The sequence below is a fragment of the Modestobacter sp. VKM Ac-2977 genome, from assembly GCF_026968045.1.
In the GTDB taxonomy this organism is placed as follows: domain Bacteria; phylum Actinomycetota; class Actinomycetes; order Mycobacteriales; family Geodermatophilaceae; genus Modestobacter.
The window spans coordinates 195,791-212,835 of the sequence record NZ_JAPVBQ010000003.1; the positions used below are offsets into that span (position 1 = coordinate 195,791).

The window sequence follows — 17,045 nt, forward strand, 5'->3', positions numbered from 1 at the left end:
CGCGTCGCGCCTGCCGCGAGCCCGCCAGCGATTAGGCTCCGCGACGGCGTACCGCTCCCCGGTCCAGCCACTCCGGAGCCGCGACCGCCGCACCGCACCACCCGAGAGGACCACCGATGACCACCCCCCAGGTGCTCGGCGAGCGCTACGAGATCGGCGGGGTGCTCGGCCGCGGTGGCATGGCGGAGGTGCACCGGGGGCGCGACCTCCGGCTCGGCCGGGAGGTCGCGGTCAAGGTGCTGCGCCAGGACCTCGCCCGCGACCCGTCGTCCCAGGTCCGGTTCCGCCGCGAGGCCCAGGCCAGCGCGTCGTTGAACCACCCGGCGATCGTCGCGGTCTACGACACGGGGGAGGACCGCACCGCCACCGGCGCGACCCCCTACATCGTCATGGAGTACGTCGAGGGCGACACCCTGCGCGACGTGCTGCGCCGCGAGCGGCGCCTCTCCCCCGAGCGCGCCATGTCGCTCACCGCCGACATCTGCGCCGCCCTGGACTTCAGCCACCGCAACGGCATCGTGCACCGGGACGTGAAGCCCGGCAACGTCATGATCACGCCGCAGGGCACCGTGAAGGTGATGGACTTCGGCATCGCCCGCGCGGTCTCCGACTCCGCCGCGACGATGACCTCGACGGCTGCCGTGATCGGCACCGCCCAGTACCTCTCCCCCGAGCAGGCCCGCGGTGAGGGCGTCGACGCCCGCTCCGACGTCTACTCCGCCGGGTGCCTGCTCTACGAGCTGGTCACCGGCACCCCGCCCTTCACCGGCGACTCCCCGGTCGCGGTCGCCTACCAGCACGTGCGGGAAGACCCTCGGACGCCGTCGTCGATCAACCCGGAGATCAGCCCGGAGCTCGACGCCATCCTGCTCAAGGCGATGAGCAAGAACCCGGCCAACCGGTACCAGTCCGCCGCCGACATGCGCGCGGACCTGCTACGCGCCGTCGCCGGCCAACGGGTCGAGGCGACACCGGTGATGAGCGACGCCGAGAAGACCACGATCATCGGCGTGACCCCCGGCGGGTACGGCAACGACGAGTGGGACGACGGGCAGACCGACGACAAGCGCCGGCGCAACCGGGTCATCGCCGTCGTCGTCGCCGTCCTCGTGCTGATCGCCGCCGGCATCGGCCTGGCAGTGGCGCTGACCTCCAATCCCGACGAGCCCGAGACCCCGGTGGTCGAGCAGGTCGCGGTGCCGGAGCTGGTCGGTGATCCGCAGGCCGACGCCGAGGCCGAGATCCAGGCCGCGGGTCTGCTGGTCGGCACGGTCACCCGCGAGCCGAGCACCCAGGCCGAGGAGGGCACCGTGCTCAGCTCGAACCCGGCCCCGGGCGACGAGGTCGACCCGGAGACCCCGGTGGACCTGGTCGTCGGCGGCGGCCCCAACACGATCGCCGTGCCCAACGTGCTGGGCGACGACCAGGACGAGGCGATCGACCGGCTGGAGGGCGCCGGCTTCACCGGGAGCAAGAGCACCGACCAGGTCCCCAGCCTGCAGCCCGCCGGCACCGTCGTGGACCTCGACCCCGCGCCGGGCAGCCAGGCCGCCCCGGACGTGTCGTTCCGGCTGAGCGTCTCCACCGGCTCGATCACCCTGCCCGACGTGCGCGGGCTCACGGAGCCCGCCGCCCGGGAGGCCCTCGTGGACGCGGGGCTCGACAACGGCGTCATCGTGCCGAACAACGTCGAGCGCGACGACGCCACGCCGGGCACGGTCGTCGACACCGACCCGGGCCCGCGGGCCTCCGTCTCGGACGGCGAGACGGTGACCCTGCTGATCGCCGTCCCGACCCCGGCGGTGCCGACCCCGACCCCGACGCCGGCGCCCGCCCCCCCGACCCCGGCTCAGCCGACGGGCGAGGTCACGCCACCGGCGCAGCCCACCAGCTGAGTCACCGGCCACCCCCCGGGGTGGCCGGTTCAGAGGGTGACGGTGGTGAGCCGGCGGGCGGTGGCTGCCGCCGCCTCGACCCGGGCGGGGTCCGGTGCCAGTCCACAGCTGGACAGCCAGTTCGCCAGCAGCCGGTGGCCGCCCTCGGTGAGCACCGACTCGGGGTGGAACTGCACCCCCTCGATGGGCAGCTCCCGGTGCCGCAGCGCCATCACGATGCCCGACGGCGTGCGGCCGGTGACCTCCAGCTCGGCCGGGACGCTGTCGGACTCCACCGCGAGCGAGTGGTACCGGGTGGCGGTGAACGGGCTGCCCAGCCCCGCCAGCACGCCCACACCCTCGTGCACGACCTGGCTGGTCTTGCCGTGCAGCAGCTCAGGCGCCCGGCCCACGACGCCACCGAAGGCCTCGGCGATCGCCTGGTGCCCCAAGCAGACCCCGAGGACCGGCAGCCCCGCATCGGCGGCGGCCCGCACCATCGGCACGGTCACGCCGGCGTCGACCGGTGTGCCGGGGCCGGGGGAGAGCAACACCCCGGCCAGGTCCAGGTCGGCGAGCTCGTCGACGGTCACCGCGTCGTTGCGGCGCACCACGCTGGGCACCCCGAGCTGGCCCAGGTACTGGACGAGGTTGTAGACGAAGCTGTCGAAGTTGTCGACGACGAGCACCGGCCGGACGGCGGGCAGGCTCATCGCTGGACACTCACGGCGGTGCGGGACACGAGGGGCTCGATCTCCAGAGGGCGGTGTCAGGCGGCCCGAGTGGGCCTCCACGGGCTCAGGTGTACACGCCAGCAGCCTGCGCCGTCACCACCATCGGGACGGCCGGGGTTCAGGGCGGCTCAGCCCACCCTGGCGTACTGCATGTCCAGGGCGCCGTCATAGGCCGGCAGGGAGAGCCGGTCCTCCTCCTCGACGTCGAAGGTCAGCCCGTAGTCGTCGGCGGCCTCCTGGAAGACCTGCACCCCGGGGGAGGCGGCGAGCTCGTCCCGCATCTCGTCGGCGTCCCCGACGGCGGTGATCACGTACGGCGGTGAGTACTTGCGGCCGTGCAACAGCAGGGTGGGGCCGACGCAGATGACGGCGCTGGTGGAGATCAGCCGCTGCCCCATGATGGCCACGCCGTCGGCACCGGCGGCCCACAGTGCGTTCACCACACCCTGGACGTCGGACTGGTGGATCACCAGGTTGTCCGGGTTGCCCTCGGTCGGCGTGGTCCCGGCGGACGGGTGCGGGGCGTCGTCCAGCTCGATGGCCAACCCCGGCCCGGTGAGCTCAGCGAGCCCGGCGGAGCCGACCCCGGGGGCGGCCTGCTGCTGCACGGCCGCGACCTCGCCGTTCCGCAAGGCCGCCAGGTCGGTGAGCGCCTGCACCTGCTCCTGCAGGGCGGCCAGCTCGGCCTGCTGGCCGGCGACGGTGGAGTCACGCTGCTCGATCAGCGCGGACAGCTCGGTGACCTCACCGCCCCGCAGGTCGGTGCCCTGCGCGGTCGTGCTGGAGGTGGCGAACAGCAGACCGGCGGCCAGGGCGACGACGGGCACGAGCCCGACCCACGGGTCGAACCGGCGGGGGCTCCCGATGCGGGTCATGCACACCTCCTGGTGTCGGCGTCCACCCCCGCAAGGGCGAACGAGGGTGACGCCGCCGCGCGACGGCGCGGGACTGCTGGCCCGCTCAGCTTAGGCTGGTGGGCGTTCACGCCGGGGCGTCAGGCCACCGGCCCGGGAGGGAGTCCGCCAGGTGCCCAAGTCGAAGGTGCGCAAGAAGTCGGTCTACACGCCGCCGGCGGGCGTGCTGCCCGCGAGCGCGGCCCGGGCCCAGGCCGCGCAGCCGAGCCCGCGGTGGTACGCCCCGGTGATGGTCGCGCTGATGCTGCTCGGCCTGCTGTGGATCGTCGTCTACTACGTGGCAGGCGACCGGATCCCGCTCATGACGACGTTGGGCCCGTGGAACTTCGCCATCGGCTTCGGCGCCATGGTCGCCGGGTTGGTCATGTCGATGCGCTGGCGCTGACGCTCGCGCACGGCTCGACCGACAGGCCCTCGTCCCTCCGGGACGGGGGCCTTCGTCGTGTGAGCTGATCCCGCCCGAGCGGCGCTGACCGGTGGGTACTCCGTTCGGTGACCAGTGCACAGCGAGCCGTGACCGGCTCGCAGGGTCGACAAACGGTCAACGCGCAGGTCAGGGGCTCGCACGAAGATCGTCTGTGCACAGCGGGTCGCGTCGTCCACAGGTGGACCGCTCCGCCATCCACCGGGTTGTCCACGATCTGTGGGTTGCCGCGACCGTCGCACCGGGGGCTGACCTGCGGGAATGCCGGCGATGTGACCACTGGGACGGAAACGGCACAGGGGTAACTACACCCGTGGAACTCCGTCCCCAGCTGTGTACACACCTGTGGGAAAACTGCTCGCTCGAGTCGCCTGGCCGAAGGCGACCGAGCGCTTACTACCCGCCTCACCGAAGCGCAAACCAGCAGCGTGACGGGCCGTTCCCGCGCGTGTCCGGGCGAGTTGTCGACATCCCCACCCCGGCGGACGGTCGCCGGGACACCACAGCCCCCGTCCGCGTGGACGGGGGCTGTGGACGGCGGGCACCGGGTCGGTCAGCGGTCGAGCAGCTCCAGGATCGTGGCGTTGGCCATGCCACCGCCCTCGCACATCGTCTGCAGCCCGTACCGGGTACCGGTGGCCTGCATGTGGTGCACCAGCGTGGTCATGATGCGTGCGCCCGAGGCGCCCAGGGGGTGCCCGAGCGCGATCGCGCCACCCAGGGGGTTGACCGCCTCGGCCGCGGCGCCGATCTCCCGGCGCCAGGCGAGTGGCACCGGGGCGAACGCCTCGTTCACCTCGAAGACCCCGATGTCGGCGAGCGCCAGCCCGGAGCGGTCCAGCACCTTGCGGGTGGCCGGGATGGGGGCGGTCAACATGATCACCGGGTCGTCACCGGCGACGACCGTCGTGTGCACCCGGACCACAGGGGTCAGCCCCAGCTCGCGGGCTCGTTCGGAGGTGGTGACCAGGAGCGCAGCCGATCCGTCGGAGATCTGGCTGGCATTGCCGGCGCTGATCACGCCGTCGACCTGGAACGGGGTCGTGAGCGCCCCGAGCGCCTCGAGCGTGCCGCCGGTGCGGATCCCCTCGTCGGCGGTCACCACCGCGCCCTCAGGGGTGCGGACCGGGACGAGCTGCGCATCGAAGGCCCCGTCGGCCTGCGCCTTGGCGGCCCGCTCGTGCGAGCCCAGCGCGAACTCGTCGAGCTCGGCCCGGGACAGGCCCCACCGCGCCGCGATCATCTCCGCGCCGACCCCCTGGTTGGGCGCGACCCCGCCGTAGCGGGCCAGGTACTGCGGCCCCAGCGGCCGGCCGGCCGACCCGTCACCGGCCGAGGAGCCCATCGGCACCCGGCTCATCGACTCGACCCCACCCGCGACCACGACGTCCGCCTGACCACTGATGACCGTGGCGGCGGCGAAGGCGACCGCCTGCTGGGAGGAGCCGCACTGCCGGTCGATGGTCGTGCCGGGCACCGTCTCCGGCCAGCCGGCCGCCAGCGCCGCGACCCGGCCGATGTTGCTGGTCTGCTCGCCGACCTGGCTCACGCAGCCCCAGAAGACGTCGTCGACGACGGCGGGGTCGAGGCCGGTGCGCTCCACCAGGGCATGCAGCACGGTGGCGGACAGGTCGGCGGCGTGCACGCCGGACAGCCCGCCGCCCCGCTTCCCCACCGGTGTGCGGACGGCGGCACAGATGACGGCATCGCGCATGGACCACTCCTCATCGCAGACGGTGACGTCTCAGACGTCCGGTCGCTCGATGCTAGGCGCCGCGTACAGGCCCGCGACCGGTGCTGACAAGCTGGCCCCGTGCACTGGTCGCCCCGGATCGGCGAGGCGGTGGCGATGGCCGCCGCCGGCGTGGCCCTCGCGCTGGCCACCCTGCTGGTCGACCCGGTCGGGCGGGTCCTCGTCGGCAGCGGCGCCGTCCTGCTGCTGGGCCTGGCCGCCCGCGACCTGCTGCTGCGCCCCCGGCTGCGCGCCGACGCCCACGGGGTGACGGTGCGAACGCTCAGCGGCGGGACGACGATCGCCTGGCCTGCGCTGCGCGCCCGGGTCCGGACGTCACGACGGTGGGGGTTGTGCGCCCGCACGCTGGAGCTGGAGGACGGCACGGACGACGCCGTCCTGGTCGTGCTGGGCCGCCGGGACCTGGGGCAGGACCCGGACGTGGTCGCCCGGGCCCTGCACGCCGCCGGCGCAGGACGCTAGCGCAGCCCGCCGAGCACCAGCACCAGCAGCACGACCACCAGGGCGGCGACCCCGCCGACCACGACCGCCCGCTGGCGGCCGCCCAGGACGAGGATGCCGGCCGTCAGTACGCCGACGACGAGGCCGCCGAGGTGGCCGAGCAGGGACACCCCGGGCAGGAAGCTGATCGCCAGGTTGATCACCAGCAGGGTGAGGAGCCCGCGGAGGTCCTGCTTCTGCTTCAGCAGGACCACGCCGAAGGCGCCCAGCAGGCCGTAGATCGCCGCCGATGCGCCGACCACGGCACCGAGGTAGTCGCCGAACAGCTGCAGGGCGGCCACGCCCCCCAGCGCGGAGACCAGGTAGACGGTCAGGAAGCGGCCCCGGCCCAGCATCCGTTCGAGCTCGGAGCCGAACAGCAGCAGGGCGAGCATGTTCAGCGCCAGGTGCACCGGCCCGACGTGGGTGAAGGCGCTCGTGACCACCCGCCACCACTCACCGACGTCGACCAGGTAGGGGACGATCGCGAGATCGTCCTGCAGCGGTGAGCGGAAGCTGCGCAGCGGGTTGACGCCGACACTGATCGCCGAGCCGGCGGTCGCGAGGGCGACCAGCAGGTTCAGCGTGATGAGGGAGAGGGTGACCGGCCCCCAACGCCGGGCTGCGCTGCGCAGCCCGGTGGTGCGCTTGGGACGGCGGACGGTGGCGTTGCCGGCCCGCACGTCGTCCGGGCACTGGAAGCCGACCGCGGCCGGGTTCATGCACTCCGGGCAGATGGGCCGGCTGCAGCGGGTGCAGCGGACCCCGGTGGGCCGGTCCGGGTGCCGGTAGCAGGTGGCAGGGGGCGCCGGCTGCGGCTCCGAGCCGGCGCCCCCGCTGCCCTCGGGGGTGCTCAGCTGCGCTGCACCTCGACGGAGGTGATCACGATGTCCTCGACCGGGCGGTCGCCGCGGGCGGTCGGGGCGGTTGCGATCGCGTCGACGACCTGGCGGCTGGCGTCGTCGGCCACCTCACCGAAGATCGTGTGCTTGTTGTTCAGGTGCGGGGTGTTGGTGACGGTGATGAAGAACTGGGAGCCGTTCGTGCCGGGGCCCGCGTTGGCCATGGCCAGCAGGTAGGGGCGGTTGAACGAGAGGTCGGGGTGGAACTCGTCGCCGAAGCGGTAGCCGGGGCCACCGGTGCCCTGACCCAGCGGGTCGCCACCCTGGATCATGAAGCCCTGGATGACCCGGTGGAACACCGTGCCGTCGTAGAGCTTCGCCGTGGTCTTCTCGCGGGTACGCGGGTCGATCCACTCGCGGCTGCCCTCGGCGAGCTCGGTGAAGTTCGCGACCGTCTTGGGGGCGTGGTCGGGGAACAGGTCGACGGTGATGTCGCCGTGGTTGGTGTGCAGGACGGCGCGCCGTGCGGCGGAGGTCTGTTCAGTCACGACGACCACTCTCCCACTGCGGACCGGGAGGCCGCTGGGCGCCCGGTGCGGCCGGCCTGTGCCCGGCGGCCGGTGAAGGGCCCTCGAGGGACCGGAGTGGAGACGAGGGGAATCGAACCCCTAACCCCCGCCTTGCAAAGGCGGTGCTCTGCCAATTGAGCTACGTCCCCGGGGGACTGCGGTGGTCGGTCGACCGCAGCCGCGGGATCAGGCGCCGGGCGTGCTGACCGAGCCCGGACCGCGGGTCGCCTCGGCCCACAGGTCGGCCTCGCCCTTGCCGGAGCTGCGCTTGCGCACGGCCGCCAGGGCACTGGCCGCGAGCGCTGCCATCGCCAGCTTCTTCAGCACGCGGGACCTCCTCGAACGGTGTGGGCCACCGCGGTGCCGGTGACCGCTGCCGGGACCAGCGGCGGGCGACCGTGATCCCCGTGGAGATCGCTGTCGCCCGCCGTCGGTGCACGGGTGGGCCTGGGAGGACTTGAACCTCCGGCCTCATCCTTATCAGGGATGCGCTCTAACCGTCTGAGCTACAGGCCCGTGGACCGGTGAACAGCTTACCTGCCCGGCTGAGGCCCCCCGACGCGGGGGGCCTCAGCGGGTGTGACTCGCTCAGTCGCGCTCGGCGAGGGTGACCTCGAGGCCGCCGACCAGGTCGGAGCAGAGGTTGTAGACGAACGTCCCCACGGTGCACAGCGCCGTGAGCAGCACGATGTTGATCGCCCCGATCACCGCGGCGCCACCGAAGACGACGCCGGCGGTGATCACCTCACCGCCCCCGTCCGTGGTCTCGGTGGTGGTGGCCAGCTGCCCGATCAGGTCGTTGACCGTGTCGAAGACACCCAGGCTGCTGAGCACCCCGTACAGGATGCCGACGGCGACCATCCACACGAAGAACAGGGCGATCGAGAGGACGAGCGAGATCTTCAGCGCCGACCAGGTGTCGATGTGGCGCAGCTGCAGCCGGGCCCGGCGCGGGCCGCGGTTGACCGGGCCGCGCGCCTTGCCTGATGAGGCTCGACCGGCGCCCTGGCCGGCCGGCCGGGACGCCGGCCTGGCCGTGGGGCGCGCGGGGTCGGGCCGGGCCGCCGGGTCGATCGGCCGGGCAGCCGCCGGGGGCAGGCCGACCGCCTGGGTCGAGTCGACCGGGACCGAGCCGGCTGCGGGCACCCCGCTGCGCGACGCGGCGCCACGGGCAGCGGCCGCCGTCCGGTCCACCGGAGCGGACGGCGGGCCGGCCGTGGCAGCACCGCCCCGAGCCGGGCCGTTGGCCGCGGCCGGCTCGTCCGCCGGGGGCCTGCCCGCCGGCGACGCCCCGGCCGAACGACCCTTCGCCGTCACGGGCCGGGCTGCGCTGGTGGCCGAGGACGCACCGCCACCATCGGCCGGACCGCCGTCAGCGGCCTTCGCCGGGGCGGGCGGTGCCGGCGCGGCCGGCGAGCCGGACGCCGGCTCGCCGCCGTCCTTCGTCGAGGGCGCGGTGCCCGCACCGGCCGGCCCGGGCCGGTCGGCGACCGGGGTGGCGCCCTCCGGTACCGCATCGGCGGTGCCGTCCCCCTCACGGGAGTCGGTACGCACCGAACTGCGTGCCCGGTCGCTCATCCCAGTCTCCTGTCGCCCTGCGGCCCTCGCCGCGTCGGTGCACCCACCGGGCCCGCCGTGGTGCAGAGGGCGGTGGGTCGGTCACTGCCGTGGTCATCGCACACACCGGATTGCGGACGACGTCGTCCGCGACACCGGTCTGGCATCCGCCCCACCCTAGGCGTCGGGCTCGTCGTTGTCCGTCGTACGCGCGATCGCCACGATCGACACGTCCTCAGGCAAGTTCATGAGCTTGACACCCATGGTGGCCCGGTCCCGGGTGTGCCGGACGCCGTTCACCGGGGTGCGGATGACCCCGCCGCCGGAGGTGATGGCGTACAGCTCGTCACCGAGCACCACGGCCAGCGCACCCACCAGTGCACCCTTGCGGGCCTTCGGGTCGGCGGTGAGCACGCCCTTGCCGCCCCGCCCCTGCTCCGGGTAGTGCTCGATCCCGGTGCGCTTGGCGTAGCCGCCCTCGGTGGCGACCAGGACGTCGACTCCCTCCTGGACGACGATCATCGACAGCAGTGTGTCGTCCGGCGCCAGCGAGATGCCGCGCACGCCCTCGGTGGCCCGGCCCATGGGGCGCAGCTGCTCGTCGTTGGCCTTGAAGCAGATCGACATCGCCTTGCGGGTGACCAGCAGCAGGTTCTGGTCCGGGCTGATCATCGCCGCACCGACCAGCTCGTCGTTGTCGCGCAGGTTGATCGCGATGACGCCGCCGGACCGAGGGGAGTCGAAGTCGGTGAGCCGGGTCTTCTTCACCTGGCCGCGGGCGGTGGCCAGCACCAGGTACGGGGCGACCGTGTAGTCCTTGATCTGGATGACCTGGGCGATCTTCTCGTCCGGCTGGAAGGCCAGGATGTTGGCCACGTGTGCGCCGCGGGCGGTGCGCGCCGCCTCGGGCAGCTCATAGGCCTTGGCCCGGTAGACCCGGCCCTTGTTGGTGAAGAAGAGGATCCAGTCGTGGGTCGACCCCACGAAGAACTGCTGGACCAGGTCGTCCTGCTTGAGCTGGGCGCCCATGACGCCCTTGCCGCCGCGCCGCTGCGAGCGGTAGAGGTCGGCCTTGGTCCGCTTGGCGTAGCCGGTGCGGGTGATCGTGACGACCACCTGCTCCTCGGCGATGAGGTCCTCCATGGAGACGTCACCGTCGTTGGCCACGAACTGGGTGCGCCGGTCGTCGCCGTACTTCTCCACGATCTCGGCGAGCTCGTCGTGGACGATCTGCCGCTGCCGCTCGGGGGAGTCCAGGATCGCCTGCAGCTCGGCGATGCGGGCCTCGATCTCGGCCAGCTCGTCCAGGATGCGCTGCCGCTCCAGGGCGGCGAGCCGGCGCAGCTGCAGGTCGAGGATCGCGACGGCCTGGATCTCGTCGACGTCCAGCAGCTCCATCAGCCCGCTGCGGGCGGCCTCGGCCGACTCGCTGCGGCGGATGAGGGCGATGACCTCGTCCAGGTGGTCCAGCGCCTTGGCGTAGCCGCGCAGGATGTGCGCCCGCTCCTCGGCCTTGCGCAGCCGGTACCGCGTGCGCCGGACGATGACCTCGATCTGGTGGGTCACCCACAGCCGGATGAGCTCGTCCAGCCGCAGGGTGCGGGGCACGCCGTCGACGATGGAGAGCATGTTGCAGCCGAAGGTGGTCTGCAGCTGGGTGTGCTTGTAGAGGTTGTTCAGCACGACCTTGGCGACGGCGTCCCGGCGCAGCGTGATCACCAGGCGGCGGCCAACCCGGTCGCTGGACTCGTCGGCGATCTCGGAGATGCCCTGCAGCCGGCCGTCGCGGACGCCCTCGGCGATCGACTCGGCCAGGTTGTCCGGGTTGACCTGGTAGGGCAGCTCGGTGACGACGAGCTGCACCCGACCCCGGCTGTCCTCCTCGACGGTGACGACGGCGCGCATCCGCACCGAGCCGCGGCCGGTGCGGTAGGCGTCCTCGATGCCCTCACGGCCGACGATCAGCCCGTGGGTGGGGAAGTCCGGGCCCTTGACCCGCTCCATGCAGGCGGTGAGCGCCTCTTCCGCCTCCGCGTCCGGGTGCTCGAGCATCCAGAAGACGGCGGCGGCGACCTCGCGCAGGTTGTGCGGCGGCATGTTGGTCGCCATGCCGACGGCGATGCCGGCCGAGCCGTTGACCAGCAGGTTGGGGATGCGCCCCGGCAGCACCAGCGGTTCGAGGTTCTTGCCGTCGTAGTTGGGTTGGAAGTCGACGGTGTCCTCGTCGATGTCCCGGAGCATCTCCATGGCCAACGGGGTGAGCCGGGCCTCGGTGTACCGCATGGCCGCGGCCGGGTCGTTGCCCGGCGAGCCGAAGTTCCCCTGGCCGTCGATCAGCGGGTAGCGCATCGACCACGGCTGGGCCAACCGCACGAGGGCGTCGTAGATCGACGAGTCACCGTGCGGGTGGTAGTTGCCCATCACCTCGCCGACCACGCGGGCACACTTGACGGTCGCGCGGTCGGGCCGGAAGCCCTGGTCGAACATCGCGTACAGCACGCGGCGGTGCACCGGCTTGAGGCCGTCCCGCACGTCGGGCAGTGCGCGGCCGACGATGACCGACATCGCGTAGTCGATGTAGCTGCGCTGCATCTCCTGCTGGAGGTCGACCGGCTCGACGCGGTCGCGGCTGGGTGTCTCTGTCACGTCTGGTTCTCCACAAGTCGATACACAGCGGTGGATGAATGCGCATTACAGGCCGCAGCCTGATGGCCCCCTCGCCGGGGCCCACCGCGAGCTCGCGAGCGGTGGGGGGCGAGGGGGCCTTCCTCAGACGTCGAGGAAGCGGACGTCCTTGGCGTTGCGGGTGATGAAGCTGCGTCGGGCGACGACGTCCTCGCCCATCAGCACGCTGAACAGCTCGTCCGCGGCGGCGGCGTCATCGAGGGTCACCTGGCGCAGGATCCGGCTCTCCGGGTTCATCGTGGTCTCCCACAGCTCCTTGGCGTCCATCTCACCGAGGCCCTTGAACCGCTGGATCGCGTCGTCCTTGGGGAGCTTGCGGCCCTCGGCAGCGCGGGCCTTGAGCAGCTCGTCCCGCTCCCGATCGGTGTAGACGTAGTCGTCGGGGTGCTTGTTGCCCCACTTGATCTTGTACAGCGGCGGTTGCGCCAGGTAGACGTGGCCGGCCTCGACCAGCGGCCGCATGAAGCGGAACAGCAGGGTCAGCAGCAGCGTGGTGATGTGCTGGCCGTCGACGTCGGCGTCGGCCATCAGGATGATCTTGTGATAGCGCAGCTTCGCCAGGTCGAACTCGTCGTGGATCCCGGTACCGAAGGCGGTGATCATCGACTGGACCTCGGTGTTCTTGAGGACCCGGTCGATGCGCGCCTTCTCGACGTTGATGATCTTGCCGCGGATCGGCAGGATCGCCTGGTACATCGAGTCGCGGCCGGACTTCGCCGAGCCACCGGCCGAGTCGCCCTCGACGATGTAGACCTCGGAGTTGCGCGGGTCGGTCGAGCGGCAGTCGGCCAGCTTGCCCGGCAGGCCGCTGACCGTGAGCAGGCTCTTGCGGGCGAGCTTGCGGGCGTCCTGCGCCGCGCGGCGGGCCCGGGCGGCCGAGGCGGCCTTGGTGATGATGGTCTTGGCCTCGGTCGGGTTGGCCTCGAACCAGTGCCCGATCTGGTCGTTGCAGACCTTCTGCACGAAGCCCTTGACCTCGGTGTTGCCGAGCTTGGTCTTCGTCTGGCCCTCGAACTGCGGGTCGCCGAGCTTCACCGAGACGATCGCGGCCAGGCCCTCCCGGATGTCGTCACCGGTGAGCTTGTCGTCCTTCTCCTTGAGCAGCTTCTTCTCGATCGCGTACTTGTTCACGATCGAGGTCAGCGCCGCCCGGAAACCCTCCTCGTGCGTGCCGCCCTCGTGGGTGTTGATGATGTTCGCGAAGGTGTGCACCGACTCGGAGTAGGCGTCGGACCACTGCATGGCGACGTCGACCGACATCGCGGTGTCGTTCTTGCCCACGCCGTCGGCGGAGAAGCCGATGACCGAGCGGTGGATCGCCGTCTTGCGGCGGTTGATGTAGGTCACGTAGTCGACCAGGCCGCCGTCGTAGCGGTAGGTCACCTCGGTGGGCTCGAAGGCGGCGTCCTCCTCACCGACCGTCGGCGCGGCCTCGGCCAGCGAGGCCTCGTCGGAGGCGCCGGTCTCGGCCTTGCTGTGCCCGGGACGCTCGTCCCGCAGCACCATGGTCAGGCCCTTGTTCAGGAAGGCCATCTCCTGGAGCCGGCGGTTGATCGTGTCGAACGAGTAGGTCGTCGTCTCGAAGATGCTGCCGTCGGCCCAGAAGGTGATGGCCGTGCCCCGCTTGTCCGTCGGGCCGACCTCCGTCAGTGCACCGGGCTTGGCGACGTCGTAGTGCTGGGTCCACTCGGTCCCGTTGCGCCAGATGCGCACGTCGAGCGCGCTGGAGAGCGCGTTGACCACCGTGACGCCGACGCCGTGCAGGCCACCGGAGACGCCGTAGCTCTTGCCGTCGAACTTGCCGCCCGCGTGCAGGATGGTCATGACGACCTCGACCGTGGGCCGCTTCTCCACCGGGTGCATGTCGACCGGGATGCCACGGCCGTTGTCCTCGACCTTGACGCCACCGTCGGCGAGCAGGGTCACCCGGACGGTGTCGCAGTACCCGGCCAGCGCCTCGTCGACGGCGTTGTCCACCACCTCCCACACCATGTGGTGCAGGCCCCGCTCACCGGTCGAGCCGATGTACATGCCGGGGCGCTTGCGGACCGCGTCCAGCCCCTCCAGGACGGTGATGGAGCTACCGGAGTAGGCGTTCTCGGTCTGCGGCTGAGCGACCACGTGGGGCCCTTCTCTTGCGCAACCTCGCGGCCGCGGCACCACGTCGACGACGATGTCGAGGGGCGCAGGACGGCTCTCAGCGGGCTGCTGGGGGTGAGTCCCCTCCAGCGTACCGGGTGGGTACACCCCAGACCGGCCGTCCACGGCCTGACGTGGCGCGAGAGCCTCTCCCGACTCACCCACCACCACCTGTGTTGCCCCCCAGGTCGACACGCCGTCCTGCGGCGACTGGTGCCGACGTTCCACGTGGAACGCCGCTACTGGACCAACAACTGGGCGGTGGCCAGCTCGCGGTAGAGCGGACTGGTTTCGACCAGCTCGGCGTGCGTGCCGACGGCCACCACCCGGCCGGCGTCCAGGACGACGATCTGGTCGCTGTCGAGCACCGTCGACAGCCGGTGGGCCACGACCAGCAGCGCCCGGTCGGCCGCCGCAGCGGCGAGGGTGTCGCGCAGCAGGCCCTCGTTGCGGGCGTCGAGGCTGGCCGTCGGCTCGTCGAGCAGCAGCAGTGCCGGCCGGGCCAGCAGGGACCGGGCGATCGCCAGCCGCTGGCGCTCACCACCGGACAGCAGCACCCCGTCGTCCCCGACGGAGACGTCCAGTCCACGGGCGGAGCGCTGCACCACGCCGGTGAGGCCCACGTCGGCCAGCGCCTGCCACAGCTGCTCCTCCCCGGCGTCCGGCGCGGCGAGCAGCAGGTTCTCCCGCACCGTCCCGGCCAGCACCGGCGCCTCCTGCTCGACGTAGCCCATCCGGGCCCGGAGCGCGGCGCGGGGCAGCTCACGCACGTCGGTGCCAGCCCACCGGACCGCCCCGGCCGACAGCGGGTAGAAGCCCTCGACCAGCGCCAGCACCGTGGACTTGCCCGCCCCCGACGGCCCGACCATGGCCACCCGGCTGCCGGCCGGCACGGCGAAGGAGACGTCGTGCAGCACCGGCGTGCCGTCCGGGTAGCCGAAGCCCACGCCGTCCAGCTGGAGCAGCGGGACGGGGTCCCCGCCCGTCGGGGTGCGGAGCACCGCCGGCGACCCGCCGGCTGCCGGTCGCTCCGGCTCCTCGTCGTGCTCGGGTTCCAGCGCGAGCACCTCCTGCACCCGGGCGAGCGCGCCCAGGCCGGTCTGCAGCTGGGTGTAGGAGCCGATCAGCTGACCCAGCGGCATGACCAGCAGGAACAGGTAGAGGATGAACGCGACCAGGTCGGCCACGGCGATCGAGCCGGTCGCCACCCGGTAGCCACCCAGCCCCAGCACGGCCAGGAACGCGCCCTGGACGGCGATCGAGCCGGCCGGTGAGACCAGCGCCTCCAGCCGGGCGACCTGCACCCCGGCGGTGAACGCCCGCTCGGCGCTGGTGCCCACCGTGTCCACCTCCCGGGCGGTGGCCCCGCTCGCCCGGATCGTGCGCACCGCCGACAGCGCCCGCTCCACCGCTGCACTCATCGCGCCGACCTGCTCCTGGGCCTCCCGGGAGAGCACCCGGACCCGGCGGGAGGCAAGCACGGCGGTGGTCACCCCCACGCTGACCGCCAGGACGGTGACCAGCAGCAGCCAGACGTCGACCAGGGCCATCGCCACCAGCGCGCCGACGCCGACGACCACCGACCCGACGATCTCCACCACACCGCTGGTGACCGCAGCACGCAGCAGTGTGGTGTCCGAGCCCACGCGCGACATGAGGTCGCCGGTCCGGCGCCGGTCGTACTCGGCGATCGGCAGCCGGAGCAGCCGGTCGACCAGCAGCCGCCGGGTGCTGAGGACGACGCCCTCGGCGGTGCGCTGCAGCAGGTACTGCTGCCCGGCCCCGAGCACGGCGGCCAGCACCAGGACGACGACCAGCGCGACCACCCCGGGCAGCACCGCCCCGCCCGAGCCCACCGCGCCGATCACCTGCCCCACCAGCGCCGGCTGGGCCAGCGCGGCCGCGGCCGAGAACAGCGAGAGCACCGCGGCCGCCCCCAGCGCCCGGCGGTGCGGGCGCAGCAGCGGCAGCAGCTCGCGCAGCCCGGCGGACGGCGCCGGTTCGTCCGTTGCCGACCCGCCCGACGTCATCTTCGGTGTGCTGCTCAGGCCGCGGCGGCGAGTGCGCCGACCACGGCGGCCAGCAGCCGGGCGTGGTGCTCGATCAGCTGCGGCCGGTTGGCGTCGGGCCGGATGGCGGCGACGAAGCCGGCCGCCGACCAGACCTCGTCGCCGTCGTCACTGCCCAGCAGCGACTGCCGGACGACGGGGTCCTCGGCGATCCGGCGGACCTGCGGGCCGTCCTCGGCGGCCAGCAGCACCCAGCGCCGGTCGAACTCGGGGTCCGGGCTGGGGATCTGCAGCATCCCGCCGGTGCCGTGCCGCCACATGCGGGCCGGTGAGAGCCGGAATGCGGGCACCGCGCCCAGCACGGGCGCTGCGGTGATCGCGTGGGTGCTCACGAAGCCGCGCCCGACCGGGGAGACGATGTCGAAGGCGACCAGGTCCAGGCCGTTGCCCCGACCGCGCAGGACCCGGCTCGCCTGGTCCTCCTTCCCGGGGCGGACCGGCGCCGAGCGCACCAGCGCGGTGAGCGGCTCGTCCTCCGGGGCGGTGCCGTCGGAGGGCACCCAGCCGAACTGCTGGGCCCACAGCTGCGTGCCGTACGGGTCCGCGGCGACGGCCGGGTCCGGCTGGACGTCGCGGTACCCGGCGTCGTCCCCGGACCGGGAGCGCCCGCCCCCGAACAGGCCGCCCAGCCCCCGGCGGGGACGGTCGGTCTGCTCCGGCGGCGGGGCATCGGACTGCCGCTGGTCGGCACCCGGCGGCTGCCAGGCGGCCTCGTCCCGCGTCGTGGCCGGCGGTACGGACGCCTGCGGGGTGGACGGGGGCGGGGACGTGGCCGGGCGTTCCGGCTCCACCGCCGGCAGGTCCCAGCCCGGCGGCTGCCAGGCCTGGGACCCGGTCCGCTCGTCCCCGGGCTCGGCAGGGCGGTCGCTGTCGGGGCGGGGAGCGGCAGGGCCGGACTCACCGCCGCCGGGCGTGTCCCCGCCGAGGTGCGCGGGCTCCTGCCACTGGCCGCCGGCGCCGTCGTCGAACCCGTCCCGGTCGCGGTCGCGCGGGCTGCTCATCGCT

14 protein-coding genes and 2 tRNA genes are annotated in these 17,045 nt (G+C 72.9%); 3 read left to right on the forward strand and 13 right to left on the reverse strand.

All coding sequences use genetic code 11. The features are described 5' to 3' along the window. Positions 1–116 precede the first annotated feature (116 nt). Positions 117–1,895 carry a Stk1 family PASTA domain-containing Ser/Thr kinase gene (gene pknB / locus O2V63_RS13740; RefSeq protein ID WP_269168127.1) on the forward strand — a complete coding sequence of 593 codons (1,779 nt, stop codon included), beginning with the start codon at positions 117–119 and terminating at the stop codon, positions 1,893–1,895. 29 nt (positions 1,896–1,924) lie between these two features. Here pknB and O2V63_RS13745 read toward each other — a convergent pair whose 3' ends face one another. Then, on the reverse strand, positions 1,925–2,587 hold the full coding sequence (locus O2V63_RS13745; protein ID WP_269168128.1) for an aminodeoxychorismate/anthranilate synthase component II: 663 nt from the start codon (positions 2,585–2,587) through the stop codon (positions 1,925–1,927). Between the two features lie 149 nt (positions 2,588–2,736). After that, the gene (locus O2V63_RS13750) at positions 2,737–3,483 is read right to left on the reverse strand and encodes a DUF881 domain-containing protein (RefSeq protein ID WP_269168129.1); all 747 of its coding nucleotides are present in this window, start codon (positions 3,481–3,483) and stop codon (positions 2,737–2,739) included. A gap of 151 nt (positions 3,484–3,634) precedes the next feature. On the opposite strand from O2V63_RS13750, the gene crgA reads away from it, so the two are divergent. After that, positions 3,635–3,907 (forward strand): cell division protein CrgA, encoded by a 273-nt coding sequence (gene crgA / locus O2V63_RS13755; RefSeq protein ID WP_269168130.1) that lies wholly within the window; start codon positions 3,635–3,637, stop codon positions 3,905–3,907. Between the two features lie 592 nt (positions 3,908–4,499). Here the strand turns inward: crgA and O2V63_RS13760 are convergent. Further along, on the reverse strand, positions 4,500–5,660 hold the full coding sequence (locus tag O2V63_RS13760; RefSeq protein WP_269168131.1) for a thiolase family protein: 1,161 nt from the start codon (positions 5,658–5,660) through the stop codon (positions 4,500–4,502). A 99-nt stretch (positions 5,661–5,759) separates the two neighbouring features. Here O2V63_RS13760 and O2V63_RS13765 point away from each other — a divergent pair, with 99 nt between their 5' ends. Then, positions 5,760–6,161, forward strand: a complete 402-nt coding sequence (locus O2V63_RS13765; protein ID WP_269168132.1) for a PH domain-containing protein — start codon at positions 5,760–5,762, stop codon at positions 6,159–6,161. On the opposite strand, the gene O2V63_RS13770 is transcribed toward O2V63_RS13765, so the two are convergent. The 10 genes from O2V63_RS13770 to O2V63_RS13815 all read right to left on the reverse strand — a co-directional run bounded on the left by O2V63_RS13770 (position 6,158) and on the right by O2V63_RS13815 (position 17,041). Beyond that, positions 6,158–6,901 carry a rhomboid family intramembrane serine protease gene (locus tag O2V63_RS13770; RefSeq protein WP_269168133.1) on the reverse strand — a complete coding sequence of 248 codons (744 nt, stop codon included), beginning with the start codon at positions 6,899–6,901 and terminating at the stop codon, positions 6,158–6,160. The genes O2V63_RS13765 and O2V63_RS13770 overlap by 4 nt on opposite strands. A gap of 131 nt (positions 6,902–7,032) precedes the next feature. Further along, positions 7,033–7,569: a peptidylprolyl isomerase gene (locus O2V63_RS13775; RefSeq protein WP_269168134.1), complete on the reverse strand. Its 537-nt coding sequence runs from the start codon at positions 7,567–7,569 to the stop codon at positions 7,033–7,035. A 97-nt stretch (positions 7,570–7,666) separates the two neighbouring features. Beyond that, positions 7,667–7,739, reverse strand: a tRNA-Ala gene (locus O2V63_RS13780). A gap of 37 nt (positions 7,740–7,776) precedes the next feature. After that, a complete protein-coding gene (locus O2V63_RS13785) occupies positions 7,777–7,917 on the reverse strand; it encodes a DLW-39 family protein (RefSeq protein ID WP_166754335.1) in 141 nt (46 codons plus the stop codon). Between the two features lie 115 nt (positions 7,918–8,032). After that, positions 8,033–8,106: transfer RNA gene (locus O2V63_RS13790), tRNA-Ile, on the reverse strand. 72 nt (positions 8,107–8,178) lie between these two features. Beyond that, on the reverse strand, positions 8,179–9,168 hold the full coding sequence (locus O2V63_RS13795; protein ID WP_269168135.1) for a DUF3566 domain-containing protein: 990 nt from the start codon (positions 9,166–9,168) through the stop codon (positions 8,179–8,181). Between the two features lie 156 nt (positions 9,169–9,324). Further along, positions 9,325–11,793 carry a DNA gyrase subunit A gene (gene gyrA / locus O2V63_RS13800; protein ID WP_269168136.1) on the reverse strand — a complete coding sequence of 823 codons (2,469 nt, stop codon included), beginning with the start codon at positions 11,791–11,793 and terminating at the stop codon, positions 9,325–9,327. Between the two features lie 123 nt (positions 11,794–11,916). Further along, positions 11,917–13,953: a DNA topoisomerase (ATP-hydrolyzing) subunit B gene (gene gyrB, locus O2V63_RS13805; RefSeq protein WP_269168137.1), complete on the reverse strand. Its 2,037-nt coding sequence runs from the start codon at positions 13,951–13,953 to the stop codon at positions 11,917–11,919. Between the two features lie 257 nt (positions 13,954–14,210). Continuing rightward, on the reverse strand, positions 14,211–16,001 hold the full coding sequence (locus O2V63_RS13810) for an ABC transporter ATP-binding protein (protein ID WP_269168138.1): 1,791 nt from the start codon (positions 15,999–16,001) through the stop codon (positions 14,211–14,213). Between the two features lie 14 nt (positions 16,002–16,015). Beyond that, positions 16,016–17,041: a hypothetical protein gene (locus O2V63_RS13815; protein WP_269168139.1), complete on the reverse strand. Its 1,026-nt coding sequence runs from the start codon at positions 17,039–17,041 to the stop codon at positions 16,016–16,018. Positions 17,042–17,045: the final 4 nt, after the last annotated feature.